This is a genomic window from Pseudomonas sp. SK2, assembly GCF_016772395.1.
GTDB lineage: Bacteria > Pseudomonadota > Gammaproteobacteria > Pseudomonadales > Pseudomonadaceae > Aquipseudomonas > Aquipseudomonas taiwanensis.
On the sequence record NZ_CP061944.1, the window covers coordinates 5,331,534 to 5,348,052 of the forward strand.

Sequence of the window (16,519 nt, forward strand, 5' to 3'; positions counted from 1 at the left end):
GGGCTTACACCGTGTGCAGGTACCAGTTGTACTCGAGGTCGGAAATCGATACTTCGAACTCGGCCAGTTCGCTTTCCTTGCAGGCCACGAAGATATCGATGTAGTCCGGGCTGATGTATTGATTGAGCACTTCGCTGTCGTCCAGCGCGCGCAAGGCATCGCGCAGGTTGTTCGGCAGGCTCTGCTCCAACTGTTCGTACGAGTTGCCTTCGATCGGTTCACCTGGCTCGACTTTGTGGGTCAGGCCGTGATGGATACCGGCGAGAATCGCCGCGAGCATCAGGTACGGGTTGGCGTCCGCACCGGCCACGCGGTGCTCGATACGCACGTTTTCGCGGCTGTCGGTGGGTACGCGTACAGCCACTGTGCGGTTGTCCAGGCCCCAGCTCGGGGCGTTGGGTACATAGAACTGCGCACCGAAACGGCGGTAGGAATTGATGTTCGGGCACAGGAACGCCATGGAGGCAGGCATGGTTTCCAGGACGCCACCGATGGCATGGCGCAGGGTTTCACTTTCCTGCGGATCATCGCTGGCGAAGATGTTCTTGCCGGTCTTCTTGTCCAGCAACGAGATATGCACATGCAAGCCGTTGCCCGCCTGACCCGGATAGGGCTTGGCCATGAAGGTGGTATCCATCTCATGGTCGTAGGCGATGTTCTTGATCAAGCGCTTGAGCAGAATCGCATAGTCGCAGGCCTTCAGCGGGTCAGCGACATGGTGCAGATTGACTTCGAACTGCGCCGGGGCGCTTTCCTTGACGATGGCGTCAGCCGGCAGGCCCTGCTCCTTGGCAGCTTCGAGCATGTCCTGGAGGCAGTCGGCGTATTCGTCGAGGTCGTCGATCAGGTACACCTGGGTGGACTGCGGGCGCTTGCCCGAAATGGGCGAACGCGGCGGTTGCGGACGACCGTTGAGGTTGTCCTGGTCGATCAGGTAGAACTCCAGCTCGAACGCGGCGCAGATGTCCAGGCCAAGATCGTCGAACTTGCTGACCACCTGACGCAGCACCTCGCGCGGGTCGGCGAAGAACGGCTGCCCATCCAGTTCGTGCATGGTCATCAGCAACTGGGCGGTCGGACGTTTCTGCCACGGCTCATCGGAAAGCGTCCCAGGGATCGGGTAGCAGATGCGGTCGGCATCGCCGATATCCAGGCCAAGCCCGGTGCTCTCGACGGTCGAGCCGTTGATATCCAGGGCGAACAGCGAGGCAGGCAGGTTGATGCCCTTCTCGTACACCTTGTGCAGGCTGGCGCGCTCGATACGCTTGCCACGTACCACTCCATTCATGTCGGAGATCAGCAGATCGACGTACTGAGTGTCCGGATGGGCCTTGAGGAATTCATTCATCTCGCTGGAAGAACTGGCGCACGGGGTTACCGACGTCATGGCTGTACATCCTTTGATTTGCTGCGGCGATGTGAGGGGATACGGCTGGCGCCTCGGCGGCGGCGATGGTTGCTACTGTTGTTCTTTTCACTTTCCCATCGGGGGATAGGTTGCCCGACCGGCTGCATTGATTACCGGGGGCCGTTTCACTATAAAATGGCCTCAACGCAACAGACATTGGCAATTCGGCAAGCAGAGCGTGCACCAATGCAATATCAGATTACCCATGCCGACCTTTCTCTGGTCCTGGCCCTGGAACGTGGCCGCTCGCTGGCCAAGGCTGCCGAATTGCTCAAGGTCGACGTCTCGACCGTGTTCCGCTCCATACGTCGCCTTGAGTCGGCGCTGGGCACCGCCTTGTTCGTCAAAAGCCGCAAGGGCTACCTGCCCACCGACACCGCACAGGCCCTGGCAGAACAGGCCGAACGTGCCGAACAAGCGCTGGACGCTGCGCGCATCGCCATGACCAGCGGCGAGCAGGTAGTCAGCGGCACGGTTCGACTGACCTGCACCGAGGCGGTGATGCACACCTTGCTGCTGCCCGCGCTGGCTGCGTTCATGCCGAACTACCCAGCGCTGTCGCTGGAGATGGGTACGTCCAACACCTTCGCCAACCTGAGCCGACGCGATGCCGACATCGCCCTGCGCTTGACCAACACGCCACCGGAACATCTGGTCGGACGCTGCCTGGGGTCCACCTCCTACGTGATCTGCGGCCAAGCGCAGTGGCGCGAACGCCTGGCCGAGTCTGCCAGCAGCGTGCCGTGGATCGCCCCGGACGACTCGATGCAGGATCACCCCACGGTGGTTTGGCGCAACCAGCAGTACCCAGGGCTTAGCCCGCGCTACCAGTGCAGCGGCATGTCGACCATCGCCCAGCTGGTGAGCACTGGCCTTGGTGTAGCGGCGCTGCCTGACTACATGGTGCACGCATTGCCTGGAGTGGAGGCGCTGAGCGGCCCGCTACCGGGTTGCGACACCCAGTTGTGGCTGTTGACGCGGCCGGACTGCCGGGCGTTGCGCTCGGTACAGACACTCTTCGAAGAACTGACACCCCGGTTGCGCGACGCAATGTTGTAAGGGATGTTGTGTTCCTGGGGCCTGGGACGTTATCGTCGGAATCATGCATCGAGGGTTTCTGTAACGGCCCTTTCGCGGCTGCCGCGGTTCATGACCCGCGCATTCCCAGCAGACGCGGATGTACCCGCGCAGAAGCCGACACCGAGCCACCGGACAAAACAGCGCTTCCCTATTGGCTGGTGATTTTTTAAACTATCGAGTCCGCCCGCCCATATTGGGCTGCACGCCTACCGCATTTGCTACTGAGGAAGACCATGGCCCGCGTTACTGTTGAAGACTGCCTGGAACACGTGGATAACCGTTTTGAGCTGGTCATGCTCTCGACCAAGCGCGCACGTCAGCTGGCTACCGGCGGCAAAGAACCGCGCGTAGCTTGGGAAAACGACAAGCCGACCGTGGTCGCCCTGCGCGAAATCGCCGAAGGTATCGTTACCCCTGAGTTCATCGCCGCAGAAGAGATCGTCACCGAGGATCCGGTCTTCGCCGCGTTCGAGGACGAGTCCAACGAGGCGGTCTGATCCATGCCTGGTCGACATCGTGCGGCACAAGGCCCTCTTCCTCGGCAAGAGGTGAATCCATGCCGGGTATAGAAGCCTTAGCCGAACGGCTGTCGACCTATCTGGGCCCGGAGCAGGTCAACCTGGTTCGTCGCGCCTACTTTTACGCCGAACAGGCCCACGACGGGCAGCGCCGCCGCAGCGGTGAGCCCTACGTGACCCATCCGCTGGCCGTGGCCAGCATCCTTGCCGACATGCACATGGACCATCAAAGCCTGATGGCCGCCATGCTGCACGACGTGATCGAAGACACCGGCATCGCCAAGGAAGCCCTCTGCCAGCAGTTCGGCGAAACCGTCGCCGAGCTGGTCGACGGGGTCAGCAAGCTGACCCAGATGAACTTCGAAACCAAGGCCGAGGCGCAAGCCGAGAACTTCCAGAAAATGGCCATGGCCATGGCTCGCGATATCCGCGTGATCCTGGTCAAGCTGGCTGACCGCCTGCACAACATGCGCACCCTGGAAGTGCTGTCGGGCGAAAAACGCCGGCGCATCGCCAAGGAAACCCTCGAAATCTACGCCCCCATCGCCAATCGTCTGGGGATGCACACCGTGCGCGTGGAGTTCGAAGACCTCGGCTTCAAGGCCATGCACCCGATGCGCTCGTCGCTCATCCACCGGGCAGTCAAGAGCGCTCGCGGCAACCGCAAGGAAATCGTCGCCAAGATCGAGCAGTCACTGGCCAACTGCCTGGCTGCAGACGGTATCGAGGGCGAAGTCAGCGGCCGGCAGAAACACCTCTATGGCATCTACAAGAAGATGCGCGGCAAGCGTCGCGCCTTCAACGAGATCATGGACGTGTATGCCTTCCGCATCATCGTCGACAAGGTCGACACTTGCTACCGCGTGCTCGGTGCCGTGCACAACCTGTACAAGCCGCTGCCGGGCCGGTTCAAGGATTACATCGCGATCCCCAAGGCCAACGGCTACCAATCGTTGCACACCACCTTGTTCGGCATGCACGGCGTGCCCATCGAAATCCAGATCCGCACCCGCGAGATGGAAGAGATGGCCAACAACGGCATCGCCGCGCACTGGCTCTACAAGTCCAACGAGGACGAGCAGCCCAAAGGCAGCCATGCCCGCGCCCGCCAGTGGGTCAAGGGCATCCTCGAACTGCAGCAACGCGCCGGCAACTCGCTGGAATTCATCGAGAGCGTGAAGATCGACCTGTTCCCCGACGAGGTCTACGTCTTCACGCCCAAAGGGCGAATCATGGAGCTGCCCAAAGGCTCCACCGCTGTCGACTTTGCCTATGCCGTGCACACTGACGTTGGCAACAGCTGTATCGCCTGCCGCATCAATCGCCGCCTGGCACCGCTCTCCGAACCCCTGCAAAGCGGCTCGACCGTGGAAATCGTCAGTGCGCCAGGTGCCCGGCCCAACCCGGCCTGGCTCAACTTCGTCGTCACCGGCAAGGCGCGCACGCACATCCGCCACGCGCTCAAGCAGCAACGCCGCTCCGAATCCATCAGCCTGGGCGAACGCCTGCTGAACAAAGTGCTGACCGGGTTCGACAGCAGTCTGGAGCAGATACCGCAGGACCGTATCCTGGCGATTCTTGCCGAGTACCGTCTGGAACTGATCGAAGACCTGCTCGAAGACATCGGCTTGGGCAATCGCATGGCCTATGTCGTCGCCCGCCGCCTGCTTTCGGCCGAAGGCGAACCATTGCCGGCTCCGGAAGGCCCGCTGGCCATTCGTGGCACCGAAGGCCTGGTGCTCAGTTACGCCAAGTGCTGCACACCGATTCCGGGCGACCCCATCGTCGGCCACCTGTCCGCAGGCAAAGGCATGGTCGTGCACCTTGAGAACTGCCGGAACATCAGCGAAATCCGACACAACCCAGAGAAGTGCGTGCAGCTCTCCTGGGCCAAGGACATCACTGGCGAATTCAATGTCGAGCTGCGCGTCGAGCTGGAGCACCAGCGCGGTCTGATCGCCCTGCTCGCCAGCAGTGTCAATGCCGCCGATGGCAACATCGAGAAGATCAGCATGGACGAACGCGACGGTCGAATCAGCGTGGTCCAGTTGGTGGTCAGCGTGCACGACCGCGTGCACCTGGCGCGAGTGATCAAGAAGCTGCGTACGCTGACCGGCGTGGTCCGCATCACCCGCATGCGTGCGTAGTCCGTCAACAGCAAGGAGTCATCATGAGCAAGACTGTTATCAACAGCGACAAGGCCCCTGCCGCTATCGGCACCTACTCCCAGGCGATCAAGGCCGGTAACACCGTGTACATGTCGGGCCAGATCCCGCTGGACCCAAAAACCATGGAACTGGTCGAAGGTTTCGAAGCCCAGACCGTACAGGTATTCGAAAACCTCAAGGCCGTGGCTGAAGCTGCTGGTGGTTCCTTCAAGGACATCGTCAAGCTCAACATCTTCCTCACTGACCTGAGCCACTTCGCCAAAGTCAACGAAGTCATGGGCCGTTACTTCGAGCAGCCGTACCCGGCCCGCGCCGCCATCGGCGTTGCCGCACTGCCGAAAGGCGCCCAGGTTGAAATGGACGCCATTCTGGTCATCGAATGATGCCCTGGTGACGGGCGCCCTGCCCGTCACCTTCCTGCCAAGGTTATACAGCCATGCGTCAAGCACTCCCCTTCGCACTGGCCGCCCTGCTCATGAGCGGCTGTGCCAGCCACAAACCCGAAGATTTCAACGGCGTCTGGATCAACCAGGACGCCATCGAGGCCGCCAAGGGCGGTAGCCTGCGCCAGGCGCTGGACAAGCATGGGCCGGTCCTTGAGTGGAAACTCGATGTCGCCAACCAGCAAGTCAGCTACAGCAACGGCTTCGAAGCTGCCGATGGCCAGTTGAGCGCCAATGACAAGCAATGGCAAGCCAGCTTCCCCGGTGGCCAGACCGAGCAGTTGAAACTGGATGGCGATGAACTGAAAGCCACCGACCAGCGCGGCGCTGAGCAGACCTTCGTCCGTGCCAAGCAACCGAATGCGGCTGACGCTCCGCTTGGCAGCAGCTTCGAAAAGGCGTTGTACCAGTCCTATCTGGGCGGCGAATGGAAGATCGTCGAAGGACAGGGTAAAGGCGGCGTGGTGCGTTTCGCCGATAACGGCAGCGTCACTGGCCTGCCCGGCCCGGACCGCTATGCCCTGTGCCTTGCCGGCGACTGCGCCGCCATGGGCGGCAGCAATGACAGCCTGTGGCTGGAGCGTGACCAGCGTGGCGCGCCATTCATCTTCAAACGCGATGGCGACAAGCTGGAGATCTTCCAGGCAATCAACAGCGCACAGCCCGATGAGGTGCCAACCCTGGCACCGGGCGCTCGCAAGTGGGTGCTCGAGCGCGGCTGATCGCGGCATAACGACCTGCACTGCCCTGGACGGCCCCCAAGGGTTGGATTTGTGTCCAGCTTCTTGGGGGCAGGCCAGCCCTATGTGAGATTTGGGGATGCGGGCAAGTCGGCGACAAGGTCAACGCTGCGCAAGAATGGCTGCGTACCCTTCCTTGTAGCTCGGATACACCGGGGCCCACCCCAACGCGCGTGCCCGGGCGTTGCTGCAGCGTTTGCTACCGGTGCGCCGCACGCGTTGCTCATCCGACCACTCGGTGACACCCATGTACGCTCGCAGCCAGGCCACCACATCGGCCAAGGGCGCCGGGTCATTGTCGACACCGATATAGCAATCTTCCAACGTCACACCCTTAGCGTCGGCCTGCAACAGGAAGGCGAGCAGGCTTGCGGCATCTTCAGCGTGGATGCGGTTGCCATACAGCGGCGGCTCCTCGGCCACGCGGTAACCTTGACGCACCTGGCTGAGCAGCCATTCGCGACCTGGCCCGTAGATTCCCGTCAAGCGCACCAGGGTAGCTGGAATGCCACTGCCCAGGGCTAGCCGCTCTGCCTCCAGCATGATCCGCCCGGAGTAACCCTCGGGTTCGGTGGCGGCGGTCTCGTCGATCCATTCGCCATCTTTCTGCGCATAGACACTGCTGCTGGAGACGAACAGCAGGCGATGCGGGCGTTGTCCTCGCTCGTTCAACCAAGACAATACGTGCCGCAAACCCTCTACGTACGCAGCCTGGTAACCGGCTTCATCGTGCTGGCTGGCCGCTACGCAGTACACCAGGTAGTCCGGCGCACGCACTGGCCATGCCTGGGGAATCTCCGGGCTCAAGAGGTCTGCGGCGACCGGTATCACTCCGGCCGGCAGTTGGCCAACCGAACGTCGCAGGCCACTGACCTGCCAACCGCGAGCCAGCAGTTGCCGGGCCAGGCGGCCGCCTACATCACCGCATCCTACGATCATCGCGGATAGGTCTGACATCACAAAACTCCGAAGATCAAAGGGTCAGGCTAGCCGGATTACGCGATAGGCGGCTAGACCAAGGTGGAAAAAAGCAACGAGATTACTTTTGTTAACAAGAATTACTTGCAATAATGGCACCCCTATCTGTTCTCGGCCTGCTTCGAGGCTTTGAAGAACGCTGACTTTTCTTCTTCATCAGGTCCGGCCAGCATGACACGTACTCAACCTTCCGCTTCGCCAACCACCTCGCGCGCCTGGCGCGCCATTGCCGCGCTGATGTTCAGCCTGGTACTGGCCCCAGCTGCCATGGCTGATGAACCAAGCACCAATGCCTCCACCCCTGCAGCTGCCACTGCACCGGCTGCCGCGCCCGCTGGCGATGCTCAGGCCGCTGCCCCAGCTGCCAACGCCGCCGCCCCGGTAGATTCAGCGGCGCCAGCAGGCGAACAGACGCAAGCAATCGTCGAGGACAACTCCCTGGGCATGGCACATGACCTGTCTCCATGGGGCATGTACAAGAACGCCGACGTCGTGGTCAAAGCGGTGATGATCGGCCTGGCCATCGCCTCGATCATTACCTGGACCATCTGGATCGCCAAAGGCTTCGAACTGATGGGCGCCAAACGTCGTCTGCGCGGTGAGATCGCGGTCCTGAAGAAGTCCGCCAGCCTCAAGGAGGCCAGCGACGCCTCTAACAAGGAAGGCACGCTGGCCCACACGCTGGTCCACGATGCACTGGAGGAAATGCGCTTGTCGGCCAATGCCCGCGAGAAAGAAGGCATCAAGGAACGCGTCAGCTTCCGCCTGGAGCGCCTGGTAGCAGCCAGCGGCCGCAGCATGAGCAGCGGCACCGGGGTCCTCGCCACCATCGGCTCGACCGCACCGTTCGTCGGCCTGTTTGGTACCGTCTGGGGCATCATGAACAGCTTCATCGGCATCGCCAAGACCCAGACCACCAACCTCGCCGTGGTTGCCCCTGGTATCGCTGAAGCCCTGCTGGCCACCGCACTGGGCCTGGTTGCGGCTATCCCGGCCGTGGTGATCTACAACGTCTTCGCCCGCTCCATCGCGGGCTACAAGGCTCAAGTCTCCGACGCGTCGGCGCAGGTACTGCTGCTGGTAAGCCGTGACCTCGACCACCAGGGTAGCGAGCGCGCCACCCCGCACATGGTGAAAGTGGGGTAAACCATGGGCCTGCATCTGAACGAAGGTGGCGATGACCTCGCCGAAAACCACGAAATCAACGTCACGCCGTTCATCGACGTGATGCTGGTGCTGCTGATCATCTTCATGGTCGCCGCCCCCTTGGCCACGGTTGACATCAAGGTCGACCTGCCCGCCTCGACCGCCAAACCGGCGCCGAGGCCCGAGAAACCGGTGTTCGTCAGCGTCAAGGCCGACCAAAAGCTTTATGTCGGCGACGATCAGGTTCCGGCACCCGACCAGCTTGGCCCGATGCTCGACGCCAAGACCAAGGGCGACAAGGAAACCACCATCTTCTTCCAGGCCGATAAAGGCGTGGATTACGGTGACCTGATGGAAGTGATGAACAACATGCGCGCGGCCGGCTACCTGAAAGTCGGCCTGGTAGGTCTCGAGACGGCAGCCAAGAAATGACGAAGACGCGGCACAATCTGGCGCGTTACAGCGGCAGCCTGGCACTCGTGCTGGGTGTCCATGCCGTCGCTGTGCTGCTTACGCTCAACTGGTCGGTGCCCCAGGCCATCGAACTGCCCCCGGCAGCGATGATGGTCGAGTTGGCGCCGCTGCCCGAGCCCGCGCCACCACCACCTCCCAAAGCGGCTCCACAACCGCCGGCACCGGTTGAAGAACCGCCGTTACCCAAGCTGGCGGAGGCCCCCAAGCCCAAGATCGCCATCCCGAAACCCCCGAAGCCCAAGCCTAAGCCGCAGCCGCCCAAGCCAGAGAAAAAGCTTGAGCCGCCGAAGGATGAGCCACCGGCCAAGGAAGAAGTCGCGGACACGCCGCCAAGCAACACGCCACCGCAGAAGTCGGCGGCACCGGCGCCAAGCATCGCGTCCAACAGCAAAGCGTTGCCGACCTGGCAAAGCGACCTGCTGCGCCACTTGGCGAAGTACAAGCGCTACCCGGAAGACGCGCGACGCCGCGGTCTGCAAGGCATCAACCGCCTGCGGTTCGTGGTCGACGCCGAGGGCAAGGTGGTGTCGTACTCGTTGGCTGGCGGCTCCGGTAGCGCAGCACTGGACCGGGCGACTCTGGAGATGATCCGTCGTGCCGGTACGGTGCCTAAGCCACCGGCCGAGTTGCTGAACAATGGCACCATCGAAGTAGTGGCACCTTTCGTCTACTCGCTGGATCGCCGCTGATACGGTTGTTTCTGTCACAAATCAACAAGTCTGATAACGTGCGTCTATCGTTTGCAGCCGCTATGCTGGGCCCGCAACTTCATGGACGCACGTTATGACCCTCACAGAATTACGCTACATCGTCACACTCGCCCAAGAGCAGCACTTCGGCCATGCCGCCGAGCGCTGCCACGTCAGCCAACCGACCCTGTCGGTCGGCGTGAAGAAGCTTGAGGACGAGCTGGGTGTACTGATTTTCGAGCGCAGCAAAAGCGCGGTGCGCCTGACACCGGTCGGCGAAAGCATCGTGGCCCAGGCGCAGAAGGTGCTGGAGCAGGCACAGGGCATCCGCGAACTGGCCCAAGCCGGCAAGAACCAGCTGACCGCGCCGCTCAAGGTGGGCGCCATCTATACCGTCGGCCCTTACCTGTTCCCGCACCTGATCCCACAGCTGCACCGGGTTGCCCCACAGATGCCGCTGTACATCGAAGAGAACTTCACCCACGTCCTGCGCGAGAAGTTGCGCAATGGCGAGCTGGACGCAGTGATCATCGCCCTGCCGTTCAACGAGGCCGACGTGCTGACCCTGCCACTCTACGATGAGCCATTCTGCGCGCTGATGCCCGCCGATCACCCATGGACGGCCAAAAAGACCATCGACACCTCCATGCTCAACGACAAGAGCCTGCTCCTGCTCGGCGAAGGCCACTGCTTCCGCGACCAAGTGCTGGAAGCGTGCCCGACCTTGAATAAAGGCGAAGGTTCCAAACACACCACCGTAGAATCCAGCTCCCTGGAAACCATCCGCCACATGGTTGCCTCAGGCCTCGGCGTATCGATCCTGCCGTTGTCGGCGGTGCACAGCCACCACTATGCGCCCGGCGTCATCGAAGTGCGTCCACTCACACCGCCCGCGCCGTTCCGCACCGTGGCCATTGCCTGGCGCGCCAGCTTCCCACGGCCCAAGGCGATCGAGATCCTCGCTGACTCGATCCGCCTCTGCTCGGTCGCCAAGCCGCCCGTGGAACAATCGGCCTGAACCATGACTGAGCTGTCTAAGGTGCCGGTCACGGCACTCAAGGGAGTGGGCGAAGCCATGGCGGAAAAACTCGCCAAGGTTGGACTCGAGAATCTGCAGGACCTGCTGTTCCACCTGCCGCTGCGCTACCAGGACCGCACGCGCGTCGTTCCCATCGGGGCCCTGCGCCCCGGCCAGGACGCGGTCATCGAAGGTGTGGTCAGCGGTGCCGATGTGACCATGGGCAAACGCCGCAGCCTGGTGGTACGCCTGGGTGACGGGAGCGGCGTGCTGAGCCTGCGCTTCTACCACTTCAGCAATGCTCAGAAAGAGGGCCTGAAGCGTGGCACGCACCTGCGCTGCTACGGCGAAGCCCGGCCAGGTGCATCAGGGCTGGAAATCTACCACCCAGAGTACCGTGCACTGAACGGAGACGAACCACCGCCTCCTGTCGAGCAGACACTGACGCCGATCTACCCGTCCACCGAAGGGCTCACCCAGCAGCGCTTGCGCCTGCTGTGCCAACAGAGCCTGGGCATGCTCGGCCCGCGCAGCCTGCCGGACTGGCTGCCGGAGCAATTGGCTCGCGATTACCACCTGGCACCGCTGGACGATGCCATCCGCTACCTGCACAACCCACCGGCTGACGCTGACCTCGACGAACTCGCCGAAGGCCAGCACTGGGCCCAGCATCGCCTGGCGTTCGAAGAGCTGCTGACCCACCAGCTTTCGCAGCAGCGCCTGCGCGAAAGCCTGCGCAGCCTACGTGCCCCCGTGCTGCCCAAGGCTGGCCGTCTGCAAGCGCAATACCTGGCCAACCTCGGCTTCAAGCCGACCGGCGCCCAGCAACGGGTTGCCAATGAAATTGCCTACGACCTCAGCCAGGCCGAGCCGATGATGCGCCTGGTGCAAGGCGATGTCGGCGCCGGCAAGACCGTGGTAGCTGCCCTGGCGGCGCTTCAGGCGCTGGAAGCCGGCTACCAGGTGGCACTGATGGCCCCGACCGAGATCTTGGCCGAGCAGCACTACATCACGTTCAAGCGCTGGTTGGAACCACTGGGCATAGAGGTGGCCTGGTTGGCCGGCAAACTCAAGGGCAAGGCCCGTACCAGTGCCCTGGAGCAGATCGCCAATGGCGCACCCATGGTGGTCGGTACCCACGCGCTGTTCCAGGACGAGGTCCGGTTCAAGCACCTGGCCCTGGCGATCATCGACGAGCAGCACCGATTCGGTGTCCAGCAACGCCTGGCCTTGCGCAAGAAAGGTGTGGCCGGCGAACTGTGCCCGCACCAACTGATCATGACGGCCACGCCGATCCCCCGCACCCTGGCCATGAGCGCCTACGCCGACCTCGACACCTCGATCCTTGACGAGCTGCCGCCTGGCCGCACACCGGTCAACACCGTTCTGGTCGCAGACAGCCGGCGTTTCGAAGTGGTCGAGCGGGTCCGCGCTGCCTGTGCCGAAGGGCGCCAGGCGTATTGGGTGTGCACGTTGATCGAGGAGTCCGAAGAGCTGACCTGCCAGGCGGCAGAAAGCACCTTCGAGGAGCTGGGCAGCGCCCTGGGCGAGCTGCGCGTGGGCTTGATCCACGGCCGCATGAAACCGGCCGAGAAGGCGGCGGTGATGGCCGAGTTCAAGGAAGGCAAGCTGCAACTGCTGGTGGCCACCACGGTGATCGAGGTCGGGGTGGATGTACCGAATGCCAGCCTGATGATCATCGAGAACCCCGAGCGCCTTGGCCTGGCCCAGTTGCACCAGCTGCGTGGCCGCGTCGGCCGTGGCAGCGCGGTCAGCCATTGCGTCCTGTTGTACCACCCGCCCCTGTCGCAGATCGGCCGCGAACGGCTGGGGATCATGCGGGAAACCAACGATGGCTTCATCATCGCCGAGAAAGACCTGGAGCTGCGTGGCCCTGGCGAGATGCTCGGAACCCGTCAGACTGGCCTGCTACAGTTCAAGGTTGCCGACTTGATGCGCGATGCCGATCTGCTGCCGGCCGTGCGTGACGCGGCCCAGGCCCTGCTAGCCCGCTGGCCCGACCATGTCAGCCCGCTGCTCGATCGCTGGCTGCGCCATGGCCAGCAATATGGCCAAGTGTGACGATTGTCCCAAATTGGATCCAGCTTGCGGGCCAGGCTGGTTATACTTCGCGTTTAAAAGAAATAGTGGATACGGACCATGACTGAAGTTGCCCTGGATACCGCAACCCCACATGCACCCTCGGTGATCAAGCTGCTGCTGGAAAAGCTTGGCGTCAGCTATCGCGAGGTGCCTGAGGATCCGGCCCTGCCGGCGGCTTCGCGGGTACAGGCGATTCTGCTCGACGATGAGGTCGGCGCCCTGATGGTGCTGTTCCCACAGAGCAAGCTGCTGGACCTCAATCGCCTTGAGGAATTGACCGGACGCAAGCTCCGTGCGGTCCCCGTTGCACGCCTCAAGCAGATGCTCGACAAGCACAGTCTCAAGGCGCTGCCTGGCATCCCGGCGCTGACCAGCTCGCCTTGCCTGTACGAACAGAAACTGCTCGACAGCCAGACGCTGCTCATCGAGTCCGGAGAAACCGGTCTTTTGCTGAGAATCGAGCGGGATGACTTCAAGCGAATGCTGAAGAAAGCCAGCGCAGGCAGCTTCGGACAGCCCGTCAGGGACATCCGCCCCAACCTGGACCGCCCCGACGACGACTCGAAGGAAATCACCCAGGCCGTGCAGGCCTTCACCGCCCGGCGCATCCAGCAACGACTGGAGCAGACCATCGAAATTCCGCCGCTGGCAGACACCGCACAGAAGATCATCAAGCTGCGGGTCGACCCCAATGCCAGCATCGATGACATCACCGGCGTAGTGGAAACCGATCCAGCGCTGGCTGCCCAAGTGGTCAGCTGGGCGGCGTCCCCTTACTACGCCTCACCCGGCAAGATCCGCTCGGTAGAGGACGCCATCGTGCGCGTGCTGGGCTTCGACCTGGTGATCAACCTGGCCTTGGGCCTGGCCCTGGGCAAGACCCTGAGCCTGCCGAAAGACCACCCCCAGCAAGCCACGCCTTACTGGCAGCAGTCGATCTACACCGCCGCGATCATCGAAGGCCTGACCCGCGCCATGCCACGGGCCGAGCGCCCTGAAGCCGGTCTGACCTACCTCGCGGGGCTGCTGCACAATTTCGGCTATCTACTGCTGGCCCACGTGTTCCCACCGCACTTCTCGCTGATCTGCCGTCATCTGGAGGTCAACCCGCACCTGTGCCACACCTATGTGGAACAGCACCTGCTGGGCATCAGCCGCGAACAGATCGGCACTTGGCTGATGAAGCTGTGGGACATGCCAGAAGAGCTGTCGGCCGCGCTGCGTTTCCAGCATGACCCGTCCTACGACGGCGAAAATTCAGCATTCCCCAATTTGGTGTGCCTGGCGACCCGGCTGCTGCGCTCGCGCGGAATCGGCTCAGGGCCACAGGCTGAAATCCCTGATGATTTACTGGACCGTCTGGGCATCACGCGGGAAAAGGCGGAGGATGTGGTGAACAAGGTGCTGGAGGCCGAAAGCCTGTTGCGCGAGCTGGCCTCGCAATTCCACGCACCGCATTGATCCCCAGGGTTGGATCCGTCCAATCTTTCGGGGTATTCGCCCCTGTGGCGCGGGCTTGGCGGATGAGCCCGCGCTCACAGGTTCAGCGCAACAGTTTCTGGGATCTCAACCCTTCTTTTTCGGCTTCAGGTACTTCATCAAACCCTGGAACCACATCACCAACGCTGGATTGCCCTTGATCTGGATGTTCTTGTCCTGGATACCCTGCATGAAGGCCAACTGCTTGTTACCCGCCTGCATCGTGGCAAAACCGTAAGCCGCATCCTTGAATGCAATGGCGAAAGCCGGTTGCGGGTGCAACCCACCCTTGCTGCTGACGCGCTCGCCGCTGACGATGAAGTGACGCGCAACCTTGCCGTCCAGTGTCTGCATCTGGAACACCAGGTCTTTGTCCTTGAGCTGCTGTTGGAAGGCCGGGTTGCTGCGGCTGGCCCTGGCCATCAATAGCCCCATGGCCCAAAGAAGAAAGCGAAACTTCATCAACGCGCCTCGAATAAAAAATGACTGAGACGCGGAGTTTATCCGTTTCCTGAACTTTTTATACAGCTCTGCCGAATGCATCGCTTGCAAAACACGACGGGCGCCCTGGGGCGCCCGTCTTACTGACACTGGGGATTGTCAGGTGTGCATCACTTGCCTTTTTTAGCCGGCTTGGCTGGGGCGTTGACGCTGTCACGAAGGTTCTTGCCAGGTTTGAAGGCAACGGTGTTGCTGGCCTTGATCTTCACCGGCTGGCCGGTTTGCGGGTTCTTGCCGGTGCGGGCACCACGATGGCGTTTTTCGAAGGTGCCGAAGCCGACCAAGGTGACGGTGTCCTTGTCCAGGGCACCTGTGATGCTGTCGAGAATCGCGTTCAGCACTTGGTTGGCTTTTTCCTTGGTCAGATCGGCCTTTTCGGCGATGACGGCGGCGAGTTCTGGTTTACGCATAGTGAAGCCTCTTTGACGGAATTCTTGTTGTTATGCCGTGCTGCCCGAAGAGGCAGCGCTCAAGGCACCGCAGGCTCTAATCTGCGGCAGACGGGAGTGAGAATGGCACGCCCACCGAGGCCGCGCCAGTATCTGGGCGGCCATTGTAGTGGCAACTAAAGGGTAAACCCGACAGAACGCCTGTCATTTACGCCATCAGGGGTGGTAACTGCCGATTCAGGGCCAGTTTCTCCATCACCCCGGCGCCCGTCAGGGCATAGCCCAACAACTGGCCGTCAGCATCGTGGCAGAGCACCTTGAGGTCACGACCCTCGCCGTGCACCCGCCAAATACCCTCCCGGCCCGGAGGTGGCGGCGAGACTACCAGTGGGCAGGCCGGGGTCTTCACTGTGACCGGCATCGGCCCATAACTGACTGTGGTGGGGTTGCCGGCCAGGGTCTGGGCCAAGGCACGGGCACAAGCCATCAGCGGCATCACATACAGCAGGTTGATACCGTCGACCTCGGCGCAGTCCCCCAGCGCGAAGATATTGCCGTGGGACGTACGCAACTGTCGGTCCACCACCACACCGCGATTGGTCTGCAGGCCCGCGGCAGCGGCCAGGTCGATGCGTGGGCGCAGGCCAATGGCGGACACCACCAGTTCGCAGGCGATCACGGTACCGTCCGACAGATGCGCCTCAAGCCCATCACCCGCCCGTTGCAGGCGCGTCAGCACGGGCCCCAGATGAAAGCGTACGCCCAACTCTTGCAGCCCGTCCTGTACCGCCGCGGCGGCAGCCGGATGCAGCAGGGTTGGCATCAATTGCTCGCACGGGGCCACGACATCGACCTGGTAACCACCCAAGGTCAGGTCGTTGGCGAACTCGCAGCCAATCAGCCCGGCACCCAGGATCAGTACGCGCTGCTTGCCCGCAGCGGCGGCGCGAAACCGGGCGTAGTCTTCCAGGTCATTGATCGGGAATACCCATTCACCAGCATCCCCTTCGATGGGCACTTGCACTGTCTGCGCGCCCCAGGCCAATACCAAGTCCCGATACTCGATGGCCTCCTCGCCAATCCACAGGCGCTTGTGGCCTGGGTCGATACCGCTGATGCGGGTATGGGTGCGGATTTCGGCATTGAGCTGGTCGGCCATGGCGCCAGGTTCGGCCATGCATAGGCCGTCGGCATCCTTGTGCTTGGCAAAGCCGGTGGAGAGCATTGGCTTGGAGTAGGAGCGGCCGTCGTCGGCGGTAATCAGCAGCAGCGGCGTCTGGGTATCGAGCTTGCGAAACTCACGGGCCAGGTTATAGCCCGCCAGACCAGTACCGATGATGACCACAGGGGATGACATGTCGTGCTTTCCTCGCTCTTGAACAGGT

The 16,519-nt window shown here is 62.3% G+C and carries 16 protein-coding genes; 11 read left to right on the plus strand and 5 right to left on the minus strand.

Annotation, left to right across the window (positions count from 1 at the left end; all coding sequences use genetic code 11):
* Nucleotides 1–4: 4 nt before the first annotated feature.
* On the minus strand, nt 5–1,387 hold the full coding sequence (locus IF103_RS24200) for a glutamine synthetase family protein (protein ID WP_023383040.1): 1,383 nt from the start codon (nt 1,385–1,387) through the stop codon (nt 5–7).
* A gap of 207 nt (nt 1,388–1,594) precedes the next feature.
* On the opposite strand from IF103_RS24200, the gene IF103_RS24205 reads away from it, so the two are divergent.
* From IF103_RS24205 to IF103_RS24225, 5 genes are all read left to right on the plus strand, one after another.
* A complete protein-coding gene (locus IF103_RS24205) occupies nt 1,595–2,467 on the plus strand; it encodes a LysR family transcriptional regulator (protein WP_023383041.1) in 873 nt (290 codons plus the stop codon).
* Nucleotides 2,468–2,721: 254 nt separating this feature from the next.
* On the plus strand, nt 2,722–2,985 hold the full coding sequence (gene rpoZ, locus IF103_RS24210) for a DNA-directed RNA polymerase subunit omega (protein WP_016394025.1): 264 nt from the start codon (nt 2,722–2,724) through the stop codon (nt 2,983–2,985).
* Nucleotides 2,986–3,044: 59 nt separating this feature from the next.
* On the plus strand, nt 3,045–5,153 hold the full coding sequence (gene spoT, locus IF103_RS24215) for a bifunctional GTP diphosphokinase/guanosine-3',5'-bis pyrophosphate 3'-pyrophosphohydrolase (protein ID WP_023383042.1): 2,109 nt from the start codon (nt 3,045–3,047) through the stop codon (nt 5,151–5,153).
* Between the two features lie 23 nt (nt 5,154–5,176).
* Nucleotides 5,177–5,557 (plus strand): deaminase RidA, encoded by a 381-nt coding sequence (gene ridA, locus IF103_RS24220; RefSeq protein WP_009684531.1) that lies wholly within the window; start codon nt 5,177–5,179, stop codon nt 5,555–5,557.
* Between the two features lie 53 nt (nt 5,558–5,610).
* On the plus strand, nt 5,611–6,339 hold the full coding sequence (locus tag IF103_RS24225) for a hypothetical protein (protein ID WP_023383043.1): 729 nt from the start codon (nt 5,611–5,613) through the stop codon (nt 6,337–6,339).
* A gap of 120 nt (nt 6,340–6,459) precedes the next feature.
* On the opposite strand, the gene IF103_RS24230 is transcribed toward IF103_RS24225, so the two are convergent.
* Nucleotides 6,460–7,314: an NAD-dependent epimerase/dehydratase family protein gene (locus IF103_RS24230; RefSeq protein ID WP_202675756.1), complete on the minus strand. Its 855-nt coding sequence runs from the start codon at nt 7,312–7,314 to the stop codon at nt 6,460–6,462.
* A gap of 192 nt (nt 7,315–7,506) precedes the next feature.
* Here IF103_RS24230 and exbB point away from each other — a divergent pair, with 192 nt between their 5' ends.
* The 6 genes from exbB to IF103_RS24260 all read left to right on the plus strand — a co-directional run bounded on the left by exbB (nt 7,507) and on the right by IF103_RS24260 (nt 14,226).
* A complete protein-coding gene (gene exbB, locus IF103_RS24235) occupies nt 7,507–8,481 on the plus strand; it encodes a tonB-system energizer ExbB (protein ID WP_027906663.1) in 975 nt (324 codons plus the stop codon).
* 3 nt (nt 8,482–8,484) lie between these two features.
* Nucleotides 8,485–8,913, plus strand: a complete 429-nt coding sequence (exbD, locus tag IF103_RS24240; RefSeq protein ID WP_013974803.1) for a TonB system transport protein ExbD — start codon at nt 8,485–8,487, stop codon at nt 8,911–8,913.
* Complete coding sequence (locus IF103_RS24245) at nt 8,910–9,644, plus strand: energy transducer TonB (protein WP_202675757.1); 735 nt, start codon at nt 8,910–8,912, stop codon at nt 9,642–9,644. The genes exbD and IF103_RS24245 overlap by 4 nt, the downstream gene beginning before the upstream one ends.
* Before the next feature lie 94 nt (nt 9,645–9,738).
* Nucleotides 9,739–10,662 (plus strand): hydrogen peroxide-inducible genes activator, encoded by a 924-nt coding sequence (locus IF103_RS24250; protein ID WP_202675758.1) that lies wholly within the window; start codon nt 9,739–9,741, stop codon nt 10,660–10,662.
* A 3-nt stretch (nt 10,663–10,665) separates the two neighbouring features.
* The gene (gene recG / locus IF103_RS24255) at nt 10,666–12,744 is read left to right on the plus strand and encodes an ATP-dependent DNA helicase RecG (protein ID WP_023383048.1); all 2,079 of its coding nucleotides are present in this window, start codon (nt 10,666–10,668) and stop codon (nt 12,742–12,744) included.
* Between the two features lie 78 nt (nt 12,745–12,822).
* Nucleotides 12,823–14,226, plus strand: a complete 1,404-nt coding sequence (locus IF103_RS24260) for an aminoacyl-tRNA deacylase and HDOD domain-containing protein (RefSeq protein WP_027906661.1) — start codon at nt 12,823–12,825, stop codon at nt 14,224–14,226.
* 105 nt (nt 14,227–14,331) lie between these two features.
* Here the strand turns inward: IF103_RS24260 and IF103_RS24265 are convergent, their stop codons facing one another.
* The 3 genes from IF103_RS24265 to IF103_RS24275 all read right to left on the minus strand — a co-directional run bounded on the left by IF103_RS24265 (nt 14,332) and on the right by IF103_RS24275 (nt 16,491).
* Nucleotides 14,332–14,706, minus strand: coding sequence for a hypothetical protein (locus tag IF103_RS24265; protein WP_023383050.1), 375 nt, complete (start codon nt 14,704–14,706; stop codon nt 14,332–14,334).
* A 149-nt stretch (nt 14,707–14,855) separates the two neighbouring features.
* On the minus strand, nt 14,856–15,155 hold the full coding sequence (locus IF103_RS24270; protein WP_016394014.1) for an HU family DNA-binding protein: 300 nt from the start codon (nt 15,153–15,155) through the stop codon (nt 14,856–14,858).
* Between the two features lie 187 nt (nt 15,156–15,342).
* Nucleotides 15,343–16,491: an NAD(P)/FAD-dependent oxidoreductase gene (locus IF103_RS24275; RefSeq protein ID WP_027906660.1), complete on the minus strand. Its 1,149-nt coding sequence runs from the start codon at nt 16,489–16,491 to the stop codon at nt 15,343–15,345.
* Nucleotides 16,492–16,519: the final 28 nt, after the last annotated feature.

Bases quoted from the DNA above. Each gene is read 5' to 3' on its own strand.
- IF103_RS24270 (WP_016394014.1), bottom strand. From the start codon at position 15,155: ATGCGTAAACCAGAACTCGCCGCCGTCATCGCCGAAAAGGCCGATCTG.
- IF103_RS24205 (WP_023383041.1), top strand. From the start codon at position 1,595: ATGCAATATCAGATTACCCATGCCGACCTTTCTCTGGTCCTGGCCCTG.
- IF103_RS24200 (WP_023383040.1), bottom strand. From the start codon at position 1,387: ATGACGTCGGTAACCCCGTGCGCCAGTTCTTCCAGCGAGATGAATGAA.
- IF103_RS24245 (WP_202675757.1), top strand. From the start codon at position 8,910: ATGACGAAGACGCGGCACAATCTGGCGCGTTACAGCGGCAGCCTGGCA.
- IF103_RS24265 (WP_023383050.1), bottom strand. From the start codon at position 14,706: ATGAAGTTTCGCTTTCTTCTTTGGGCCATGGGGCTATTGATGGCCAGG.
- IF103_RS24275 (WP_027906660.1), bottom strand. From the start codon at position 16,491: ATGTCATCCCCTGTGGTCATCATCGGTACTGGTCTGGCGGGCTATAAC.
- IF103_RS24260 (WP_027906661.1), top strand. From the start codon at position 12,823: ATGACTGAAGTTGCCCTGGATACCGCAACCCCACATGCACCCTCGGTG.
- IF103_RS24250 (WP_202675758.1), top strand. From the start codon at position 9,739: ATGACCCTCACAGAATTACGCTACATCGTCACACTCGCCCAAGAGCAG.
- rpoZ (WP_016394025.1), top strand. From the start codon at position 2,722: ATGGCCCGCGTTACTGTTGAAGACTGCCTGGAACACGTGGATAACCGT.
- exbD (WP_013974803.1), top strand. From the start codon at position 8,485: ATGGGCCTGCATCTGAACGAAGGTGGCGATGACCTCGCCGAAAACCAC.
- spoT (WP_023383042.1), top strand. From the start codon at position 3,045: ATGCCGGGTATAGAAGCCTTAGCCGAACGGCTGTCGACCTATCTGGGC.
- exbB (WP_027906663.1), top strand. From the start codon at position 7,507: ATGACACGTACTCAACCTTCCGCTTCGCCAACCACCTCGCGCGCCTGG.
- recG (WP_023383048.1), top strand. From the start codon at position 10,666: ATGACTGAGCTGTCTAAGGTGCCGGTCACGGCACTCAAGGGAGTGGGC.
- IF103_RS24230 (WP_202675756.1), bottom strand. From the start codon at position 7,314: ATGTCAGACCTATCCGCGATGATCGTAGGATGCGGTGATGTAGGCGGC.
- ridA (WP_009684531.1), top strand. From the start codon at position 5,177: ATGAGCAAGACTGTTATCAACAGCGACAAGGCCCCTGCCGCTATCGGC.
- IF103_RS24225 (WP_023383043.1), top strand. From the start codon at position 5,611: ATGCGTCAAGCACTCCCCTTCGCACTGGCCGCCCTGCTCATGAGCGGC.